The sequence below is a fragment of the Neomesorhizobium albiziae genome (assembly GCF_900114255.1).
Taxonomy (GTDB): domain Bacteria; phylum Pseudomonadota; class Alphaproteobacteria; order Rhizobiales; family Rhizobiaceae; genus Neomesorhizobium; species Neomesorhizobium albiziae.
The window spans coordinates 246,435-264,257 of sequence record NZ_FOSL01000004.1; the positions used below are offsets into that span (position 1 = coordinate 246,435).

The 17,823-nt window shown below is 64.5% G+C and carries 16 protein-coding genes; 1 reads left to right on the forward strand and 15 read right to left on the reverse strand.

Features of this window, described 5'->3' with window-relative positions:
• Positions 1-52: 52 nt before the first annotated feature.
• From F3H98_RS09620 to F3H98_RS09645, 6 genes are read right to left on the reverse strand one after another with little or no spacing between them, the layout of a single operon-like run.
• The gene (locus F3H98_RS09620; protein ID WP_149760040.1) at positions 53-514 is read right to left on the reverse strand and encodes a MarR family winged helix-turn-helix transcriptional regulator; all 462 of its coding nucleotides are present in this window, start codon (positions 512-514) and stop codon (positions 53-55) included.
• Entirely contained in the window at positions 511-1,095 is a 585-nt protein-coding gene (locus F3H98_RS09625; protein ID WP_149759921.1) for an amino acid synthesis family protein, read from the reverse strand. The genes F3H98_RS09620 and F3H98_RS09625 overlap by 4 nt, the downstream gene beginning before the upstream one ends.
• Positions 1,088-1,969, reverse strand: coding sequence for a UPF0280 family protein (locus F3H98_RS09630; RefSeq protein WP_149759922.1), 882 nt, complete (start codon positions 1,967-1,969; stop codon positions 1,088-1,090). The genes F3H98_RS09625 and F3H98_RS09630 overlap by 8 nt, the downstream gene beginning before the upstream one ends.
• Positions 1,966-3,495 carry a 6-hydroxynicotinate reductase gene (locus F3H98_RS09635; protein ID WP_149759923.1) on the reverse strand — a complete coding sequence of 510 codons (1,530 nt, stop codon included), beginning with the start codon at positions 3,493-3,495 and terminating at the stop codon, positions 1,966-1,968. The genes F3H98_RS09630 and F3H98_RS09635 overlap by 4 nt, the downstream gene beginning before the upstream one ends.
• On the reverse strand, positions 3,492-6,251 hold the full coding sequence (locus F3H98_RS09640) for a molybdopterin-dependent oxidoreductase (RefSeq protein ID WP_149759924.1): 2,760 nt from the start codon (positions 6,249-6,251) through the stop codon (positions 3,492-3,494). Before F3H98_RS09640 ends, F3H98_RS09635 begins: the two co-directional genes overlap by 4 nt.
• Positions 6,248-7,120: an FAD binding domain-containing protein gene (locus F3H98_RS09645; protein ID WP_149759925.1), complete on the reverse strand. Its 873-nt coding sequence runs from the start codon at positions 7,118-7,120 to the stop codon at positions 6,248-6,250. Before F3H98_RS09645 ends, F3H98_RS09640 begins: the two co-directional genes overlap by 4 nt.
• A gap of 192 nt (positions 7,121-7,312) precedes the next feature.
• Here F3H98_RS09645 and pncA point away from each other — a divergent pair, with 192 nt between their 5' ends.
• Entirely contained in the window at positions 7,313-7,912 is a 600-nt protein-coding gene (pncA, locus tag F3H98_RS09650; RefSeq protein ID WP_149759926.1) for a bifunctional nicotinamidase/pyrazinamidase, read from the forward strand.
• Between the two features lie 95 nt (positions 7,913-8,007).
• Here the strand turns inward: pncA and F3H98_RS09655 are convergent, their stop codons facing one another.
• The 9 genes from F3H98_RS09655 to gcvA all read right to left on the reverse strand — a co-directional run bounded on the left by F3H98_RS09655 (position 8,008) and on the right by gcvA (position 17,801).
• Positions 8,008-8,715 (reverse strand): ABC transporter ATP-binding protein, encoded by a 708-nt coding sequence (locus tag F3H98_RS09655; RefSeq protein WP_149759927.1) that lies wholly within the window; start codon positions 8,713-8,715, stop codon positions 8,008-8,010.
• Positions 8,708-9,460, reverse strand: a complete 753-nt coding sequence (locus F3H98_RS09660; protein ID WP_149759928.1) for an ABC transporter ATP-binding protein — start codon at positions 9,458-9,460, stop codon at positions 8,708-8,710. Before F3H98_RS09660 ends, F3H98_RS09655 begins: the two co-directional genes overlap by 8 nt.
• Complete coding sequence (locus tag F3H98_RS09665; protein WP_149759929.1) at positions 9,457-10,419, reverse strand: branched-chain amino acid ABC transporter permease; 963 nt, start codon at positions 10,417-10,419, stop codon at positions 9,457-9,459. The genes F3H98_RS09660 and F3H98_RS09665 overlap by 4 nt, the downstream gene beginning before the upstream one ends.
• A complete protein-coding gene (locus F3H98_RS09670) occupies positions 10,416-11,297 on the reverse strand; it encodes a branched-chain amino acid ABC transporter permease (protein ID WP_149759930.1) in 882 nt (293 codons plus the stop codon). Before F3H98_RS09670 ends, F3H98_RS09665 begins: the two co-directional genes overlap by 4 nt.
• A gap of 59 nt (positions 11,298-11,356) precedes the next feature.
• Entirely contained in the window at positions 11,357-12,661 is a 1,305-nt protein-coding gene (locus tag F3H98_RS09675; RefSeq protein WP_149759931.1) for an ABC transporter substrate-binding protein, read from the reverse strand.
• Positions 12,662-12,791: 130 nt separating this feature from the next.
• A complete protein-coding gene (locus F3H98_RS09680) occupies positions 12,792-14,204 on the reverse strand; it encodes a hypothetical protein (protein WP_149759932.1) in 1,413 nt (470 codons plus the stop codon).
• Positions 14,205-14,227: 23 nt separating this feature from the next.
• Positions 14,228-15,535 carry a nicotinate phosphoribosyltransferase gene (gene pncB / locus F3H98_RS09685; RefSeq protein ID WP_149759933.1) on the reverse strand — a complete coding sequence of 436 codons (1,308 nt, stop codon included), beginning with the start codon at positions 15,533-15,535 and terminating at the stop codon, positions 14,228-14,230.
• 122 nt (positions 15,536-15,657) lie between these two features.
• Positions 15,658-16,818 (reverse strand): iron-containing alcohol dehydrogenase, encoded by a 1,161-nt coding sequence (locus tag F3H98_RS09690; RefSeq protein ID WP_149759934.1) that lies wholly within the window; start codon positions 16,816-16,818, stop codon positions 15,658-15,660.
• A gap of 20 nt (positions 16,819-16,838) precedes the next feature.
• Entirely contained in the window at positions 16,839-17,801 is a 963-nt protein-coding gene (gene gcvA / locus F3H98_RS09695; protein ID WP_149759935.1) for a transcriptional regulator GcvA, read from the reverse strand.
• Positions 17,802-17,823: the final 22 nt, after the last annotated feature.

Genomic DNA, 17,823 nt, shown 5'->3' on the forward strand with positions numbered 1-17,823 from the left:
AATCCCGGCGCTCCGCCCGGACCGTTCGTTCCAGCGCCGACGCACCATCCAGTCAGGCAAGCTTGGCCAGAAGCTTCAGCAACGTTGCCGCTTCCTTCGACGACAAGGGCTCCAGCGTTTCGGCGGTGATCGCCTGCGCCCTCGGGATAAGCGACAGGACCGCGTCCCGGCCCTGAGCCGTCAGGCTCACCAGCAGCCGGCGCTTGTCGCCTTCATGTTTGGAGAGCGCGACGAGGCCACGTGCCTTCAGCCGGTCGATGACGCCCTTCACTGTGGCGGCGTCCATGGCGATCAACTGGCCGAGCTGGTTCTGCGAAGTCTCGCCGATGTCATGTAGCTTGGCGAGGGCGGCGAATTGCGGCGGCGTCAGGTCGCCGATATGAGACGCGAAGATCGACACATGGCGCTGATGTGCCTTGCGCAGCACGAAACCGATCTGCTCCTGCAGATGATAGTCGCCGGGTTCCGGTGCGTCCGCGTCGACGAGCTTCAGCAGGTTCTCCTCGCCGCTCACCTCAGGCCGTCCCATGCCTTGATGTCTTGCGCCGCCAGCCCGCCCATTCGGGCGTGAATCCGAGGGCCGCAGGTCATGGCCAGGCAGAACAGGATCTCGTCGGGCCGTGGGCCATCGCTGATGCCCACCTCCATGGCGTCGAAATGACTGCGCACATAGGCGGCGCTGATGTGGCCGAGCGGCACGTCGAGGCGCGCGCCGAAGGAGCCGACCTTCTTGGCCGAAGGCACGATCGCCTTGGCCTCGCCGAGGCGTTCCCGCATCGCGTAGCCGCCGGGCACATGCCAGAGCGCGCCGTGCTCGATCTCGCCCGCGGTGCCAACGATTGCGCCCTTGCCGTAACCGTCGATGACCGCGATGTCGCCGCCAAGGGCCGCAATCAGTCGGTCGGCAAGCTCGAGCCCGAGCGGCTTCAGGTCTTCCATCGCCGCTTGCAGTTCGGTCACGTAGCGTCCCGCGAACGGGTTCTTGACCAATGCCATCGCGCAGGCGCGGCGGCGCGGTTCCTTCGCCGCCGGACCGCCCTCATGGAAAATCTCCTCGTTCAGGAGCGCGATCTTGCGGATCGGAAAATCAGGCATCGGCCAACATCCTCGTCAATTCTTCTGTGGGTGCACGCAGCGCAATGGAGCCGACCGAGCGGTTCTCGCCTGCAAGGAAAACGGCGGCGGCTTCGATCATGCCACGCCGGCGAAAATCCTCGGCGACCGCGCGTCCGCGCTCAAGTGCTTCAGCGACTTCGGCCGGTGACAACGCCCCCACATTCTGCGTGACCAACCGTTCGCCGAGATCGCTGTCGGGAGCAAGGCTGTTCGCAGGCACCCGTGTGACGGCGGGATGATCCGGCAGATCGACGGCGTTGGCGATCAGGGTCGCGGCGGCGTCGGCCTCGGCGGCGTTCCGCGCCAGGACGGTCGCGGCGTCGGCGATGCCGAGGGAAAAGCTGCGTCCGCGCCAGCCGCTGGTGGCAATGCCCCGCACCGGATCGGCGGCATCGATGACGAGACGGTCGGCAAGGCCATGGCCTGTTCCGGCAATCGCCGCTGCCATCGACTGGCCCGGCGCAAGATGCAGCGCGATGTCGCCGCCGTTGTTGACATAGGCTTTGTCCAGCGTCCGCCCATCGATGAGTGCCGCCATTATTTCATCGGCGACGGAGCCGGCGACCGCCGCCATTGGGGTGATGAAAGCCGGCGCGTGGCGGTAGACGGCGCGCTCCATCCGATTGGCGGTCGGGCTTTCGAACTTTCGCGGCGTTGCGTCCGCGCGGCGGCGCAGTTCGGGAAGCTCGCAAACCAGTTCCGTCAGTATGGTCTGGAACCGGTCGGCCGCTTGCGCATAGGCGTGGCGCTTTTCCTCCCGCGCGCCAAAGACCTCGACGATCAGGTCGATCGGGCCGTGGTTGAGATGCAGCCGCCTTCCGTCCGGCAGCCATGCCACTTGCGGCCCGATCATTGCAGGCCACCGCGCCGCAGTTGCGCCAGAAGCGGCCATGGATTGTCCGGTACGGCGGCGCTTTCCCGCCGGGCATTCAGATATTCGCCGCCACGTGCCAGCACGTCCGTGACCGAACGGATTTCGGAGGCATGGCCACCAAGCCGCTCATAGTCGTCGCGGCGCAAGGTGAACTCGATAGGCGCTACCAGCGCCGGCGTCGGTACGTAGCCGAAGGCGTTATCGGGAACGCGGGTGACGTCGACCATCAAGGTGATGCCGCCGCCCGGCCAGACATAGACCGGCGCGCCGCCAACCGTGACATATGTCTTCAGGCCCTGCACCGAGCGCGTCAGGTTGACAGGGTTCTCCACCACGCCGGCGCGTAGCGAGCCGCCGGCGCCGCCCATGAACAGGACCGTGCACAGGGCCGCTTCGCAATTCTCCTCGATCAGCCCGACCGACTTGGCGAGCCGTTCGGGGAACGGCTTTTCCACGGGCTTGAGATCTTCGTCGAGCTCGTAATAGGCGAACTGTTCCCCCGTGGTGGAGACCATCAACAGCGACAGGCCGGGCCGCGCGCCCTTCCTGGCGTTCCATTCGCCGAGGATCGCCCGGGGATCGGTGATCGTGGTGCCGCCCCAGCCGAGGCCGGGTTCGGAAACCTTGAAGTAGCGGCCGGGTGTCGAGCGGCGGCCAATGATTTTAATCCCCGTATCCTCCCACCCCAGCACCTTGCCGGCCTGGTGCTCCGAGACGACGCCGGTGATGTGGTCGTCGACCACCACCACCTCGTCGACCAGCCCGCGCCATTGGGTGGCGAACATGCCGATGGTGGCGGAGCCGCAGCCGACGCGCATGCGCTCTTCCTGCTTGCCGTCGATGACAGGCGGCTTGCCCGCCTCGACGATCACCGTTGCGCCGCCATCGATGGCGAGTTCGACCGGCTTGCGGTTGCAGAGGTTGAGCATGGTCTCGCAAGTGACGCGGCCTTCGGATTTCGATCCTCCGGTCAGATGGTGGACGCCGCCGAGCGACAGCATTTGCGAGCCGTACTCGCCGGTCGTCACATGGCCGACCGCCTCGCCCTGCGTCCGCACCGTCGCGGTTTCCGGGCCGAGATGGCGGTCGGTGTCGATCTTCACCTTGACGCCGCAGTAGGAGAAGATGCCTTCGGTCACCACCGTGACAAGATCGACGCCCTCGACTTCCTGGCTGACGATGAAGGGCGCCGGCTTGTAGTCGGGGTAGGTGGTGCCGGCCCCGATTGCGGTGACGAAGCGGCGGCCCGTGTTGACCAGTTGGCCGCTCCAGGCCTCGCCCGCGTCGAAGGGCACCACGGCGCTGCCCGCTTCCTCCGCCTGGTGCAGTATGGTCAGCGGATCCATGCGCACGATGTGCCCACCGACATTGCCATAGCGGTCGCAGGCTCCGGTGCGGCCATCGGCGATGTAGCACATGACCGGGCAGGCATCGCAGCGGATCTTCTCGCCGAGTTGCTTGGCGCCGGCCTCGTGGGTCTCGAACCGCTCGGCGATCTCGCTCATGGCTTTTCCTCCGCCGCCCGGATCGCCGCCAACACGCGGGAAGGCGTTGCCGGAACCTTCCGCACCAGCACGCCGGTGGCATGGCGAATGGCGTTGAGGATTGCAGGTGCGGTGGGGATCAGCACATGCTCTCCGAGCCCCTTGGCGCCGAACGGCCCTTCCGGGTCGGGAACCTCGACAAGAATGCTTTCGATGTCCGGCACATCGCCGATGGTCGGGATCAGATAATCGTGCAGGTTCTCGGTCCGTCCCGGAACGTATTCCTCCATCAGGGCCATGCCGATGCCTTGCGCGATGCCGCCCTCGATCTGGCCCTCGACGAGCAGCGGATTGATCGCCTTGCCGACATCATGGGCGGCGGTGATCTTGATCAGCTTCACCGTGCCGAGCTTCATGTCGACTTCGAGTTCGGCGATCTGGGCGCCGTAGCCATAGACCGCGTAAGGCTTGCCCTGCCCCTTGGCATCGAGCGCCGATGTCGGTGGATCGTAGGTTTCCTCGGCGCCGAAAACGAAGCCGTCGATATCCATGGGCAACGCGGAAAGTTCGATGTGGCGGACGGCGTCGCCCTCGCGGATGATCAGGGTTTCGTTGTCGAGCGACAAAGCCGCGCTGCAGGAGACATTGGCGAAACGCAGGATCTTCTCGCGCAGGCTGCGCGCCGCCTTTTCCGCCGCTCTGCCGGAAACGAAGGTCTGGCGCGACGCCGAGGTCTTGCCGGCGTCCGGCGTGATGGCGGTGTCGGCGCTTCGCAAGCGGAAGCTGCCAAGCGGCAGGCCAAGAGCTTCGGATGCGATCTGGCTGATCACCGTGTTGGAGCCCTGACCGATATCGACAGCGCCCTGGTGGAGAACCACCGTTCCATCAGGCGCGATGCCGAGCTTGATGGTCGATGGATTGGGCAGCGAGGTGTTGCCGCAACCATACCAGCAGGAGGCGACGCCTATACCGCGCTTGCGGACAGAATTTTCGGCGTTGAACGTTGCGGCGTCCGTCAGTGCCCGATCCCAGTGCGGCTTCAAGGCGTCGAGGCATTCCACGATGCCGACGCCGCTCTCCAACCGGTGGCCGGTCACTGTTCGGGAGCCGTTGCGCAGCGCATTGTTCCGGCGGAAGTCGAGGCGGTCGAGACCAAGCTTTTCGGCGAGTTCGTCATAAAGGGTCTCCTGCATGATGGTCGCTTGCGGCACGCCGAAGCCTCGAAAAGCGCCGGAAATCGGCCCGTTGGTGTGGATGGCGCGGCCGGCCGCGCGATAATTCGGCGTGACGTAAGGTCCGGACGCATGCACCGGCACGCGGTTGGCGACTGTCGGCCCCCAGCTCGCATAGGCGCCTGTGTTGAAATCGCCCTCGAACACCATCCCGGTGATACGACCTTCCGCATCCGCGCCGATCGTCGCATTCATGACGGCGGGGTGGCGTTTGGTGGTCGACATCATCGATTCCGCACGCGTGTAGGCGAGCGCCGCAGGTCGGCCAGTCTTCAACGCGACAAGCCCGATGTAGGGTTGCAGCGAGATGTCGAGTTTCGAGCCGAAGCCGCCGCCGGTCGCGGTCGGCATGATGCGCACTGTTTCCGGCGCCAGGCCAAGCAGTGTGGCGGTGTCGTCGCGGTCCATGTAGGGCGCTTGCGTACAGGCGCGGATGACCAGCGTATCGCCATCCATTTCGGCCCATCCGGCCTCCGGCTCGATATAGGCATGCTCGACATAGGAGGTTTCGATCGTGCCGGAGACTTTATGGGCAGCTCGGGCCAGGGCCGCCTCAGGATCGCCCCGTTCGACGAAACCCTGAACCAGCAGGTTGCCGGGGCGGCTGGGATGGACAAGCGTGCTGCCAGTCGCCCGGGCTTCCTCCGGTTGCAAGCTGTGCGGCAAAGCGGTCCAGGTCACGGGAAAATCGTTGAGGTCGAGATCGGCAATCGCGGCGTGATCGCCGGCAATCACCGCGACCGCCTCGCCGCGAAAGCGTGCGACGCTTTCCGCGAGGGCAGGCTGGTCGGCGAAGCGCGGAATGACGCCGAAGCAGTTGCGTCCGGGAATGTCCTTTGCGGTATAGACCGCAACCACGCCGGGATGCTCCCTGATAAAGCCGTCGAGATCGCCGAAAGCAAATGAAGCATGCCAATGAGGTGAGCGGACGACCAGCACGGCAAGCGCGTCGGCCGGGAAGGAATCAGCGCCAAACACATCGGCGCCAGTGACCTTGGGGACGCCGTCGACGCGGGTGATGCGGGCGCCGACGGTGGTGGTGGAATTGCCGACAGCTGAGGTGCGTCGTTCAAGCCGCCCCTCACGCTCGGAGCGCGACACTTCCATCACCGCCTGCACGATCTTGCGATAACCGGTGCAGCGGCAAAGGATTCCGCCGAGCGCGTCCTTGACCGTCGCTTCGTCCGGCGTCGGATTGCGCTCGAGCAGCGCCGTCGCGGCGACCAGCAGTCCGGGCGTGCAGATGCCGCATTGCGCGGCACCATGCTCGAGGAAAGAAGCCTGCAATGCCGACAGCTTGCCGTTGGCAAGGCTCTCCACGGTGCGGATCCTTTTGCCCGCCACCGATGCTGCGGGAACGAGGCAGCCGCAGACCGGTTCGCCGTCGACCAGAACCGTGCAGGCGCCGCAATCGCCGGCGTCGCAGCCGATCTTGGTTCCGGTCAGCCGCAACGCGTCGCGTAGCACAGAACTGAGGCGCGTGACCGGCGGCACCGACACCGAGACGGGCTTGCCGTTGACTTCGAAGTCGATTGCCGTGCTCATGCCGCCACCGTGGCCAGGCGACCGGTCCGCAAGGCTTTCGACAAGGCAGTGTCGACCGCCCGCGCAACGATTTCGCGCGCTGCAAGGCGGCGGTATTCGGCGCTGCCGCGCACATCCTCGATCGGTTGAAGGCCCGCAAGATGGGCCTCTTCGACATCGTTGCCGAGCCCGTTGCTTGCTGGTTTCCCACGAAGCAGGGCCTCCAGCGCGTGCAGGCGCTGCGCAACGGCCGAACAGGCGCCGACTGAAATGGCGGCATCCTCGACAAAGCCGTCCTTCACGGAAATTCGCGCCGCCGCCATCGCGATGGATATGACCAGGTAGCGGCGGGCGCCGAGCTTGAAGAAGGAGGATGAACCGGCCGCCGAACCCTTCGGCACGCGGATCGCGGTGACCATCTCGCCGGGCTGCAGGGCGATGCGCCGGTTGCCGAGAATGAATTCCGGCAGCGCCAGATGACGTGTCCCGTCCAGCGAACGGAGTTCGACCTCGGCGTCGAGGATCATCAGCGCAGGCACCCCGTCGGCGGCCGGCGAGGCGTTACAAAGGTTGCCGGCGACGGTGCCGGTATTCTGGATCTGGATGGAACCGACTTCCCGCGCGGCTTCCTTGAGCGCCTCGAAGGCAGGCGGCAGCCCGTGAGCGACGATGTCGCTCCAGGTGGTGCGCGCGCCGATGACGAGATGCGTCGCGGTTTCCGATATTCCGCGCAAGCCGTCGAGACCGTTGATGTCGAGGATGTTTTCGCGAAGCGGCCGGTTGCCGAGCGCCGGGTAGAAGTCGGTGCCGCCGGCAAGCAGCCGCCACGGCCCCTCGCTGAGCAGGGCGAGCGCTTCGTTCACCGTCGTGGGTTTCGCGTAACGGATCACGCAATGCCTCCGGCAACGACATCCGGCGAAATCGTTCGTATGCAAATGATATCAGGGGCCGTCCGCTTGTCAAAGCGCTCTTTTGGCCTACCCTGCGATGGCGAGGCGCCGGGCCAAAAGCGGTTGACGGGCGAATGCTTTTTAGGTGTGCTCCCAACGGCGCGACAGGCGCCAGTACAGTGGGGAAACAGCATGGCCGGCAAGGCACTGATCGTTGTTGATGTGCAGAACGACTTTTGTCCGGGCGGCGCGCTGGCGGTGGACCGTGGCGACGAAGTGGTGCCGCTGATCAATACCCTGGCGAAGAATTTCGAACATGTGATCCTGACGCAGGACTGGCATCCGGCCGGGCATTCGAGTTTCGCCTCGACGCACAAAGGCCGGCAGGCCTTCGAGACGATAGAGTTGCCTTATGGCGACCAGACGCTGTGGCCGGACCATTGCATCCAGGGCAGCGACGGAGCGGCCTTTCATTCCGGGCTTGTCTGGACTAAGGCCGAACTGGTCGTGCGAAAGGGGTTCCGCCCGTCGATCGACAGCTATTCGGCCTTCTTCGAGAACGACCACAAGACGCCGACCGGGCTCGCCGGCTACCTCCGAGAGCGAGGCATATCCGACATCACCCTGGCAGGCCTGGCCACTGACTATTGCGTTGCCTACTCGGCGCTCGACGCAGCGGGTCAGGGTTTCGGGGCGACCGTCCAGCTGGATTGCTGCCGCGCCATCGATCTAAGCGGTTCGCTGGAAAAGATGCTGGGCAAGATGAAGGCCGCTGGCGTGGCGCTGGTTTAAGCATTTGTTTTTGCCGCATTTATGCGGGCGCCAAATGATTCCATTTGGCTGCAAAATGCTCCAGGCCGGCACGGCAACCGATCTGGTCAGCCGGGTCACCCAACCCCGACATAACGCTTCACAAGCGCAGGGTCGGCGCGAAGCTTTTCTATGTCGACCGTCTCGCGGTTGCGGCCGTTCTCGATGAAGACGACGCGGTCGGCAACCGACAGCACCGCCTCCACCCGCTGTTCGACCAGGATGGTCGAAACGCGACGCTCGCGCAGCCTGCCGACCGTCTCGCGTATTTTCGCGATCATTGACGGCATCAGCCCTTCGGTCGGCTCGTCGAGCAGGAGCACGTCCGGTTCGAGGCAAAGCGCGCGCGCCATGGCCAGCATTTGCTGTTCGCCGCCGGAAAGCGTGCCGGAACGCTGCTTCAAACGCTCGCGCAGCAGCGGGAAAAGGTCGAGCACGCTGTCGCGCGTCTGTGCGCCCTTGTTGCGCGCCATCAGCCCGATCTCGATGTTCTCGGCGACGGTGAGTTCGGCAAACAGCCGGCGGCCCTGCGGAACATAGGCGACGCCGGCCTTTGGCACCTCATGTGGCGGCAGTGCCGTCAGCTCGCGCTCGCGCAGTCTGATGGACCCCGATTGCGCCGGCACCAGTCCCATGATCGCCTTGAGAAGCGTCGTCTTGCCGGCGCCGTTACGTCCAAGCAGGCACAAAACCTCGCCGTCGCGAAGCTCCAGCCCGATGCCGTGCAGCACCTGCACCTCGCCGTAGAAGCAGTCGAGGCCGCTGATGGCGAGCGCGTTACGCATCGGCGGCGGTCCCGAGATAGGCGTTCTGCACGGCGACGTTGCTGCGGATCTCTTCGGGCGCGCCTTCAGCGAGGATGCGGCCGGCATTGAACACAGTGATGCGATCGGCAAGCGCCATCACCACCTGCATGTTGTGCTCAATCAGGAGCACCGTCGCCTCGCCGGAGATATCGCGGGCAAGGCCGATGAAGCTTTCGATCTCGCCGTCCGAAAGACCTTGTGTCGGTTCGTCGAGGATCAGCAGGCGCGGCTTCAGCGCCAGCCCCATGGCGACCTCCAGAAGCCGCTGGTGGCCGTAGGAGAGGTTGCCGGCAAGTGCTGCGCGGTGGCTCGCTATGCCAGTGCGTTCGAGCGCTTCCATCACGCCACGATGCAGCGCCGCCGCGCGCTTTTGCGGCGCGCGATCCTGATGCTTGTCGATCAGTGCCCGCTGCACCGACAGTGCTACGTTCTCGTAGGCGGTGAGGTTGGCGAACACGCTGGTGATCTGGAAGGTATAGGCGATGCCGCGGCGCACCCGCTGGTGCGCCGGCAGGTTGGTGATATCGTCGCCGTCGAAGACGATGGCGCCGGTGGAAGGCTCGATACGGCCGCAGACCAGGCTGACGAAGGTGGTCTTGCCGGCGCCGTTGGGGCCGATGATGGCGCGGATCTCGCCTGGCAGAAGCTGGAAATCGACGTCGCGCACGGCGTGCAGGCCGCCGAAGCTGCGGCTCAGGCCCTTCGTGGTCAGCAGCGGCGTCATGGCAGCCACCCCAGCCAGCGGTCTCGGATAGTGCCGAGAATGCCTTTCGGGAAGAAAAGCACGAGCAGGATCAGTGCGAGACCGACAATGAACAGATAGGCAGATATGAAGCCGCTGGTGATGTCGACCACGTAATACATGAACAGCGTGCCGAGCAGGGGCCCAAGCGTGGTCGCGGCGCCGCCGAGCAGCACCCACAGCAACGGCAGGATCGAATATTGCACGGAGGCGAAGGTCGAGCCGACATAGCCGAACAGGATGGCGTAGGCAGCACCTGCAGCAGCGCAGATGACGGCGGAGACGATGACGGCCGCCAGCTTGTTGGCGAAGGCGTCATAGCCCAGCATGCGGGTTCGCTCCTCGTTCTCGCGGATGGCGACCAGCACCCGCCCATGCGCAGAGCGCACGATGAAGAGGGTAACGATCAGCACGATCGAGAACAAAAGAAACGCCGTCATGTAGCGCGTCGTCGGCTGGGTGAGATCGAAATGCAGGCTGCCGATGGCGATCTGCCGCAGCGGCTGGGCGATGACAAAACCTTCGTCGCCATGCGTCCAGTCGGCGAAGTATAGGGTGACGAGATAGAACACCTGGGCGAACATCATGGTGACGATCATGAAGGCGACGCCGCTGGTGCGCAGGGCCAGCAGTCCGATCACGAGGCCAAGCAGGCCGCCGGCGACAAGGCCGGCGCCGAAGGCCGGCAGCATGCCAAAGCCAAAATGCTCGACAGCGAGGCCGGCGCCATAAAGTCCGGCCGAGAAGAACATGGCGTGACCGAGCGACAGAAGGCCGGCATAGCCGAAGAGGAGATTGTAGCCCATGGCAAAAACGGCCAGCACCATGACCCGCGCCAGCACGCCGTGATGAAAGTCCGGCAGAATGAATTGCAGCAGGAAAAGCAGAACGATCACCGCGGCATGCAGCGCGTAGATCGGCAAAGTCACGGGGCGGTTCATCGCGCCGCCGTTCCGAACAGGCCTTGCGGCCGGAAGACCAGCACCAGCGCGACGAGCAGGGTGGCGATCATCTTTGCAAGCGTCGGCGAGAAGAAGACGGAGATGATGCCGTCCGAGAGGCCGATCAGAACCGCCGCCACAACCGTTCCGCGCAGAGAGCCGAGGCCGCCGATGATGACCACGATGAAGGACAGGAGCAGCGGGTCGAGCCCCATCAGGTAATGCGCTTGGCTGATTGGCACGACGAGCACAGCGGCGACCGCCGCCAGCATGGCGCCGAGCGCGAAAACCCCGGCGTAGACGCGGTCGACAGGGATGCCGAAGGCTTGCGCCGTCTCGCGGTCGTATTGCGTGGCGCGCATGATGAGGCCGATCTTCGTCCGGGTCAGCACGAACCAGGTGGCAAGCAGGAGCAGGATCGAGGCCGCGACGATCGAAAGTTTGTAGCCGGAATAGCCGAACCAGGGCAGGAGGATGCGGTAGCTGAACGGCGGCTCGACCGGTCGCGCGTCGGGTCCGTAGAGGGTGAGCGCCGCCTGCTGGATGATGTAGAGCATGCCGATGGTGGCGACGATGGTGGCTTCCGGATTGTAATTCAGCCGGCGAAGCACAAGCCGCTCGGCAACAAGGGCCACAGTTCCGACGATCAGTGGGCTGACTACCAACGCAAGCAGGAAGCCGATTGCCGGATGGCCGCCGAGGGCCGTGGTGATTGCCCAGGCAAGCACGGCGCCGAGCATGAAGAACTCGCCATGCGCGACGTTGACGACGCGCATGACGCCGAACACCAGCGACAGGCCGAGCGCAGTCAACGCCAGCACAGCGGATGTGACAAGGCCTTCCAGCGTTGCGAGCAGGAGGTGCGGGAAAAAGGCCATTCAGGCGATCACACGCTGAAGAACGGCATTGACCTCGATATCTCCAGCATTCCGCCAGATCACAAGGGCATCGTCGTGTAGTCGCCTTCCGGCTCGTACAGCCCCTCCTCGATCGAGGTCCGGTGCACGACCTTCAGCTTGCCACCCTCGACCTTCGAGATGTTCTGGTGGCCGAAGCACTGGTGGATCTTGCCGTTGAAGATCTTGTCGCCCTGCGGATGCTCGGGACCTTCGTCGAATTTGGTCAGCGCTTCCGTCGCCTCGACCAGCTTGGCGCGGTCCTCGGGGCCTTTGTAGCCGGCATCCTCCATCGCCTTCTTGATGACGTAGAGGGTTTCCCAGCAGCCGAACATGTGGGCGGCGGTGGAAACGTCCTTCGGGTCGCCGACAGCGGCGCCGTTGTCGTCAATGCCGACTGCGGCGCGGTAGGCCTTCTGGGCCTCGCTGTCGTTTTCCTGCGCGTAGCGTGGCGACCCTTCCCAGAAATGACTGCCGTCGAGGAACTCGAGACCGGGGCTGTTGATGTCGACGGCTTCCAGCGAATCGATGAAGCCGAAGAGCTGCGGGCGGTTGGAGCCATAGAACTCGCCGAGCTCCTTCACGAAGGTCAGCACCGCCGGGCCCACCATGACGTGGTAGATGACCTCGGTCTCGGCGGGGATCTGCGGGAAATATTTGGTGAAGGAGCTTTCCGTCGGCGGGATGGCAATCTGCGCGATGACTTCGGCGCCTTGCGCCTTCAAGGCCGGCGGCAGGTAGTCGCGGTGGTCATGCCCGAAAGCAAAATCGGGGAATATCATCGTGACCTTCTTGCCGACATTGCTTGCGACCCACGGCGCCATCGCCTGGATCTGGCTCTTCACGTCGGTTATGCCCGGCTGGAACACATAGCGGTTGAGCTTCGTCGAGGCGACGTGGTGGCCTTCGCTGACGACGTAGTAGGGGATTTTCAACTCGCCGGCGGTTGGCGCCGAGCCGATCACCACATGCGAGAACAGTGTGCCGTAGACGATATCGGTCTTGTGCTGGGTGGCGAATTTCCCCACCACCTCGGCCCCACGCTTCGGGTCGGTGCCGTCATCTTCGACCACGATTTCGATGGGTCGGCCGCCGATGCCGCCGGCATCGTTGATTGCCTTCACTGCCGCAGTGGTGGTCTTCTCGTACCAGCGGCCGTAGGCGGCGCCGATGCCGGTGCGATGCGCCTGGAAACCGATCTTGATCGGCGCGGAGGATTGCGCCTGGGCGTAGCGCACGTAGCCCGGCGCGAGCGCCAGGCCGGCGGCAGCGCCGAAACCCTTGAGGGCGGCGCGGCGCGAAAGTGTTCCGTTGAGCAAGCTTTTGCTGTCGCGATTTCCAGCCATGCCGTTCCCCTTTTTAGCGATCCGACCCGAATCTTCTGCAGTGCGCCGCCCCGCGAGGAAAGCGGCGAAAATTGCATGTATGCCAACTAAACCATCAATCGAAGCGATGGCAATAGAAACTCCCCCGACGTCACCCCGCGGTCGGGGTGGAGAGCAGCCAGAGGCCGAAAACGGTGTATGCGACCATCAGAAACGCGAGCGGCGCTTGGCTGAGCGCAGCACTTTTCGGCGAGGCATGCAACCGCGCGGCGAGCATGTGTGCGATCAGCACGGCGAGCACGTGCCCGACGATGATCGCGCCGGCCTGCAGGTTCCACAGCACCTTGGCGGAACCCGCACCGGCCACGATGCCGGGCGTGACCTGCATGTGGGCGGTGCCGAATAGGTTCCATCCCAGCGAGAGCGGATCGGAAAGAGCCACTGCCGCATATTGCCCATTGACGACCAGCGCTGTCAGGTAATGGGAAAAATGATAGGCGAGCGCGATCGGCACGATCGACCAGACCAGAAGGCCGGCCGAGGCGAGGAAACCGTTCGCGCCACCGGCAAGCCTTTCACCGGCGAAGACCGCGAGCAGGAACACTGCCGCCAGCACCGCGAAGGTCAAAAGCAGCCCGGTCGTGCCGATGCCGATCAGCGCCGAACGGCCTGGAAATTCCAGCGGATTGATGCCGTTCAAGCCGAGCCAGAAGAAGGTTTTGGATAGGCCGTCGAAAGAGACCGAGGCCAGCGCCAGAAGCAGGAAAAGCACGCCGCTCAAAGGTAACGGTACGGCTTCGTGCAGCTTGGCCCCGGGCCAGCACAGGCTGAGCCGGTGGTGATCTGCCGGTGAGGCGGCCAGTTCGAAAATCGAAAGCCGCGCGATCATGCCGAAAAAAACCGAAAGGCATTCGCCGCGCCGGCTCCATGTGTCGTAGCCGAAGATGAGCATGCAGAGGAAATTGAACGCCCAGTAGATGGCCACCGCCAGCGCCAGCCGCGCCGGATCATCGGGCGCGGGATAGATCAGTTCGAACCAGGCGAAGCCGAAAAACAGAAGCACCGCCGGCCAGTAGCCAATGGCAGCGGGCAGGCGAGTGCTACGCGTGCCGGCTCCCAGGATCGTCTCGGCGAGCCGGACCGGCCCATGCCAGGGATTGATCCATGCCCAGATATTGCCGATCAGGCCTTGCACCAGGGTCAACCCGACCCAGAGCAGCGTCCAGATCGTCAGCGGCAGAGGATTGGACAGCGGATCGCGGCTGCCCAAAAAGCCGCCAGCGACGAGTACGGCCAGAAACAGGAAGGACGCAAGGCTGACCAGCGGACGAAGCCCGGTGCCGACGCGAAACAGGTGAAGGCGCTGGGAAGCCAGCCGGTCGAGTAAGGTCGGCGGCACAACCGTCAGCGCCAGGAAGCTCGCGGCAACGGCGATGGCGCCGCCGGTCAGGTAGTAGCCGGTCGGCAGCAGCAGAACATGACCACGGTCGGAGGCGTGGGCGAGAGCGTTGCCGGTCGCCGCCCCAAGAACGACGAAAGCGAAAAGCGGCGCAGCGACTTTCATTTGCCGGCTATTTTGTGCGGATGTCACACAAAAACAGGCTGCTCGACACGCGCATCCGCTTCGCCGAAGATTTTCAGGTAACGCTCGATCTCGCGCTTGTCGCCGGTCGCCTTGGCCGGATTGTCGGAGAGTTTCACCGCCGGGCGGCCGTTCGCTTCGGTAACCTTGCAGACCAGCGAAATGGCGTTGAGGTCGTCGGTCTCGGTCGGCGCGCAATCCTCGAAGTCGTTGGTCAGGTTGGTGCCCCAGCCGAACGCCATGCGCACCTTGCCACGGAAGTGGCGGTAGGTTTCCTCGATGGTGTCGACATCGAGCCCATCGGAGAAGATCAGGAGCTTGTCCTTGGGATTCTTGCCCCTGTCGCGCCACCACTTGATGATGCGCTCGCCACCCTCGATTGGCGGCGCGCTGTCCGGCCTGAAGCCGGTCCAGTCGGCGACCCAGTCGGGCGCGTCGCGAAGGAACGATGCGGTCCCGAAAGCATCCGGCAGCACGATCAGCAGATTGCCGCCGTAATAGCGCTGCCAGTCCTGCAGCACCTTGTAGGGTGAGCGCAGCAGTTCCTCGTCGGTCTTGGCGAGCGCCGCCAGAACCATCGGCAGTTCATGCGCGTTGGTGCCGAGCGCTTCGAGGTCGGTGTCCATGGCGAGCTTCACGTTCGATGTGCCGGTGAAGGCGTCGCCGATGCCTTCCTTCAAGGCCTCGACGCACCAGCGCTGCCAGAGAAAGGAGTGTCGGCGTCGCGTGCCGAAATCCGAAATGCGGATGTCCGGCAGCGCCCGCAGGCGTTCGGTCTTGGCCCACATCTTGGCCTTGGCGCGCGCGTATAGCACATCGAGCGCGAATGGGCCGAAGCTTTTCATCGCGGCGCGCGAGCGCAACTCGTTGATGATCGCCAGCGCCGGGATTTCCCACATGGAGGTGTACATCCACGGGCCTGGGAATTCGAGTTCGTACTGGCCGTCGCGCTTGTGCAGCTCGTATTCCGGCAGCCGGAAATCGGCCAGCCAGGCGAGGAATTCAGGCTCGAAGATCTGCTTGCGGCCGTAAAATGTATTACCGGCCAGCCAGATCATTTCCTTCTTGGAGAACCGCACCGTACGGGCGTGGTCGAGCTGGTCGCGCAACTCCTGTTCGTCGATCTCGTCGGCGAGGCGCACCGAGGTGGTGCGGTTGATCAGTGAAAAGGTGGCGTCGACCTTGGGGTACATGCCCCAGATCATCTGCAGCATCAGAAGCTTGTAGAAATCCGTGTCGAGCAGCGAACGCACGATCGGATCGAGCTTCCAGGTGTGATTGTAGACACGCCGCGCAATGTCTGTTCTTGCCATGTCGACCCTCCCAAAACGCTGTCACGGCAGGACGCTTGGCCGCCCATGGTTTGGCCTATAGCATCGAATCGGGCCGTGCGCCTCCCGTTTGAGACGAAATATCGGATGGCATGAGGCGGGATTCACCATGCCGCGCGGTAGATGGCGAGGGCATCGGCCTGCGAAACGGCGCGTGGATTGTTGACCAGAAGCCGCGTCTGTTTCATCGCATCGGCAGCCATCTTCTCCAGATGCTCTTGGCCGATTTTCACGTCGCGCAGCCGCGTCTGGAGACCGAGCCGGCGCGACAGGTCGGCAAGTTCCTCAATGAAGGCGGCACAGCGGCCTTGCGTGCCTTCCTCCCGCGACAGGGCAGGGAAGGCGTCGGCGGCGATCTCCGCATAAAGGTGCGCGGCATCCGTCATGTTGAAGCGCAGCACATGCGGCAGCACCAGCGCGTTGGAAAGCCCGTGCGGCACATGGAAGGTACCGCCAATGGGGTAGGCGAGCGCATGGACGGCGGCGACCGGCGAATTGGCGAAGGCTTGGCCGGCCAGCATCGAGCCAAGCAGCATCGCGCCGCGCGCCTCGATATTCCCACCGTCGAAGACGGCGGTCTCGATGTTGGCGCCGAGCAGGCGCAGCGCCTGTTTCGCCAGCATCTTCGAAAGCGGATTATTGTTGGCGCTTTTCGAGGCGTAGGCCTCGATGGCATGCACCATGGCGTCGACGCCGGTCGCAGCCGAGATTGCCGGCGGCAGGCCGAGCGTGAGTTCTGGATCGAGCACGGCGATGTCGGGCAGGATCACCGATGAGGAAACGCCGCGCTTTTCCTCAGCGCCGACGGTGATGATCGAGACAGGCGTGACCTCCGAGCCGGTGCCAGCCGTGGTGGGGACCAGGACCAGTGGCAGGCGCGGGCCGCGGGCATTGGCGACGCCCCACGCGTCGTCGAGATTTTCATTCGAGCCGAGCAGCAGGGCGGCAAGCTTGGCAACATCCAGCGAGGAGCCGCCGCCGAAACCAGCCACGCCAGTCGCGCCTGCCGTGCGGCCCAGATCGACGGCCTTTATCAGCGTGGCGAGCGACGGATCTGCTTCGACGGCATCGAAAACCGTGACCTCGATACCGATGGCCTTCAGCGACGCAAGCGCGGGATCGCAGAGCCCGAGGCGGCGCAGGCCGGGATCAGTGACGAACAGCACCTTGCCGCCGAGCTTCTTGCCGGCGATGTCGCCCAGCCGCCGCGAGGATCCGGCCTCGAAGACCAGCGACGCGGTGGTGTTGAAGGTGAAGGGATCCATGTGCTCTCCCATTGTCCGTATCAGGCGGGGCTGGCCGCACTCGCCCGCTTGCGTTTGCGGATGCTCTTCTGCCCGGCGAGCGGCAGGTCGCCAAGGCCCGCGGTTTCCTGCTTTTCCGCGTAAAGCCAGTCGATGAACACCTTGACGATTGGCGCCGATTTCAGGTCGTTGCGGCAGGCGACATAAAAGGCGTCGACAGCCGGCACCGACAGATTAAACAGCGAAACGAGCTGGCCCCTGGCCATCAATCCGCTCGCTGTCACCGTGTCGCCCAGCGCCACGCCGTGGCCATGCACCGCCGCTTCCACCGACAGGCGGGCGTCGCTCATCAGGTGCTGCGGACCGCGCGCCAGATCCAAGGCATCGGCGGCGGCGAGCCAGGTGTGCCACTCGCGACCATCATCGGCATGCAGCATGACGTGATCAGCAAGATCGCGCACGGTGCGGATGGGCTTGTTGTTGATCAGCGTCGGGCTTGCGACCGGGAACAGTTCCAGCCGCGACCACAGCTTCAGCCAGCAGTCGCCCCAGTTGCCGTCGCCGTAAAGCAGGCAGACGTCGACATCCGCGGAATGGATGTCGGCGGGATTGTTGGACGCGTTGAGGGTGAGCCGGATGCCGGGATATTGGGTGGTGAAGCTGCCGAGCCTCGGAATAAGCCAGAAGGAGAGAAGCGCCGGAACGCAACTGACGGTGAGCGCGCCGGAACTGGTCGGTCGCGTCATCCGGGCCGTCGCGGCAGCGATGCCCTCGAAAGCATTGGAGACGGCCGGCAGGAGCTCGGCGCCCTGGGAGGTCAGCTTCAGCCTTTGGCCGGTGCGCTCGAAAAGCCTGACATTGAGCGAAGCTTCCAGCGCCTTGATCTGGTGGCTGATGGCGCCATGCGTGACGTTGAGTTCGCCTGCCGCCTTGGTCAGCGAGCCATGGCGTGCCGTCGCCTCGAAGGCGCGCAGCGGGTTAAGCGGGGGAAGGCGCCTCGGCATGGCCAGACCTTGTGAATAAATC

Excerpts from the sequence above, each read along its gene's own strand:
- F3H98_RS09655 (WP_149759927.1), bottom strand. The coding sequence starts at position 8,715 with ATGCGTAACGCGCTCGCCATCAGCGGCCTCGACTGCTTCTACGGCGAG.
- F3H98_RS09680 (WP_149759932.1), bottom strand. The coding sequence starts at position 14,204 with ATGAAAGTCGCTGCGCCGCTTTTCGCTTTCGTCGTTCTTGGGGCGGCG.
- F3H98_RS09635 (WP_149759923.1), bottom strand. The coding sequence starts at position 3,495 with ATGAGCGAGATCGCCGAGCGGTTCGAGACCCACGAGGCCGGCGCCAAG.
- F3H98_RS09630 (WP_149759922.1), bottom strand. The coding sequence starts at position 1,969 with ATGATCGGGCCGCAAGTGGCATGGCTGCCGGACGGAAGGCGGCTGCAT.
- pncB (WP_149759933.1), bottom strand. The coding sequence starts at position 15,535 with ATGGCAAGAACAGACATTGCGCGGCGTGTCTACAATCACACCTGGAAG.
- gcvA (WP_149759935.1), bottom strand. The coding sequence starts at position 17,801 with ATGCCGAGGCGCCTTCCCCCGCTTAACCCGCTGCGCGCCTTCGAGGCG.
- F3H98_RS09690 (WP_149759934.1), bottom strand. The coding sequence starts at position 16,818 with ATGGATCCCTTCACCTTCAACACCACCGCGTCGCTGGTCTTCGAGGCC.
- F3H98_RS09670 (WP_149759930.1), bottom strand. The coding sequence starts at position 11,297 with ATGGCCTTTTTCCCGCACCTCCTGCTCGCAACGCTGGAAGGCCTTGTC.
- F3H98_RS09625 (WP_149759921.1), bottom strand. The coding sequence starts at position 1,095 with ATGCCTGATTTTCCGATCCGCAAGATCGCGCTCCTGAACGAGGAGATT.
- F3H98_RS09675 (WP_149759931.1), bottom strand. The coding sequence starts at position 12,661 with ATGGCTGGAAATCGCGACAGCAAAAGCTTGCTCAACGGAACACTTTCG.
- F3H98_RS09660 (WP_149759928.1), bottom strand. The coding sequence starts at position 9,460 with ATGACGCCGCTGCTGACCACGAAGGGCCTGAGCCGCAGCTTCGGCGGC.
- pncA (WP_149759926.1), top strand. The coding sequence starts at position 7,313 with ATGGCCGGCAAGGCACTGATCGTTGTTGATGTGCAGAACGACTTTTGT.
- F3H98_RS09665 (WP_149759929.1), bottom strand. The coding sequence starts at position 10,419 with ATGAACCGCCCCGTGACTTTGCCGATCTACGCGCTGCATGCCGCGGTG.
- F3H98_RS09640 (WP_149759924.1), bottom strand. The coding sequence starts at position 6,251 with ATGAGCACGGCAATCGACTTCGAAGTCAACGGCAAGCCCGTCTCGGTG.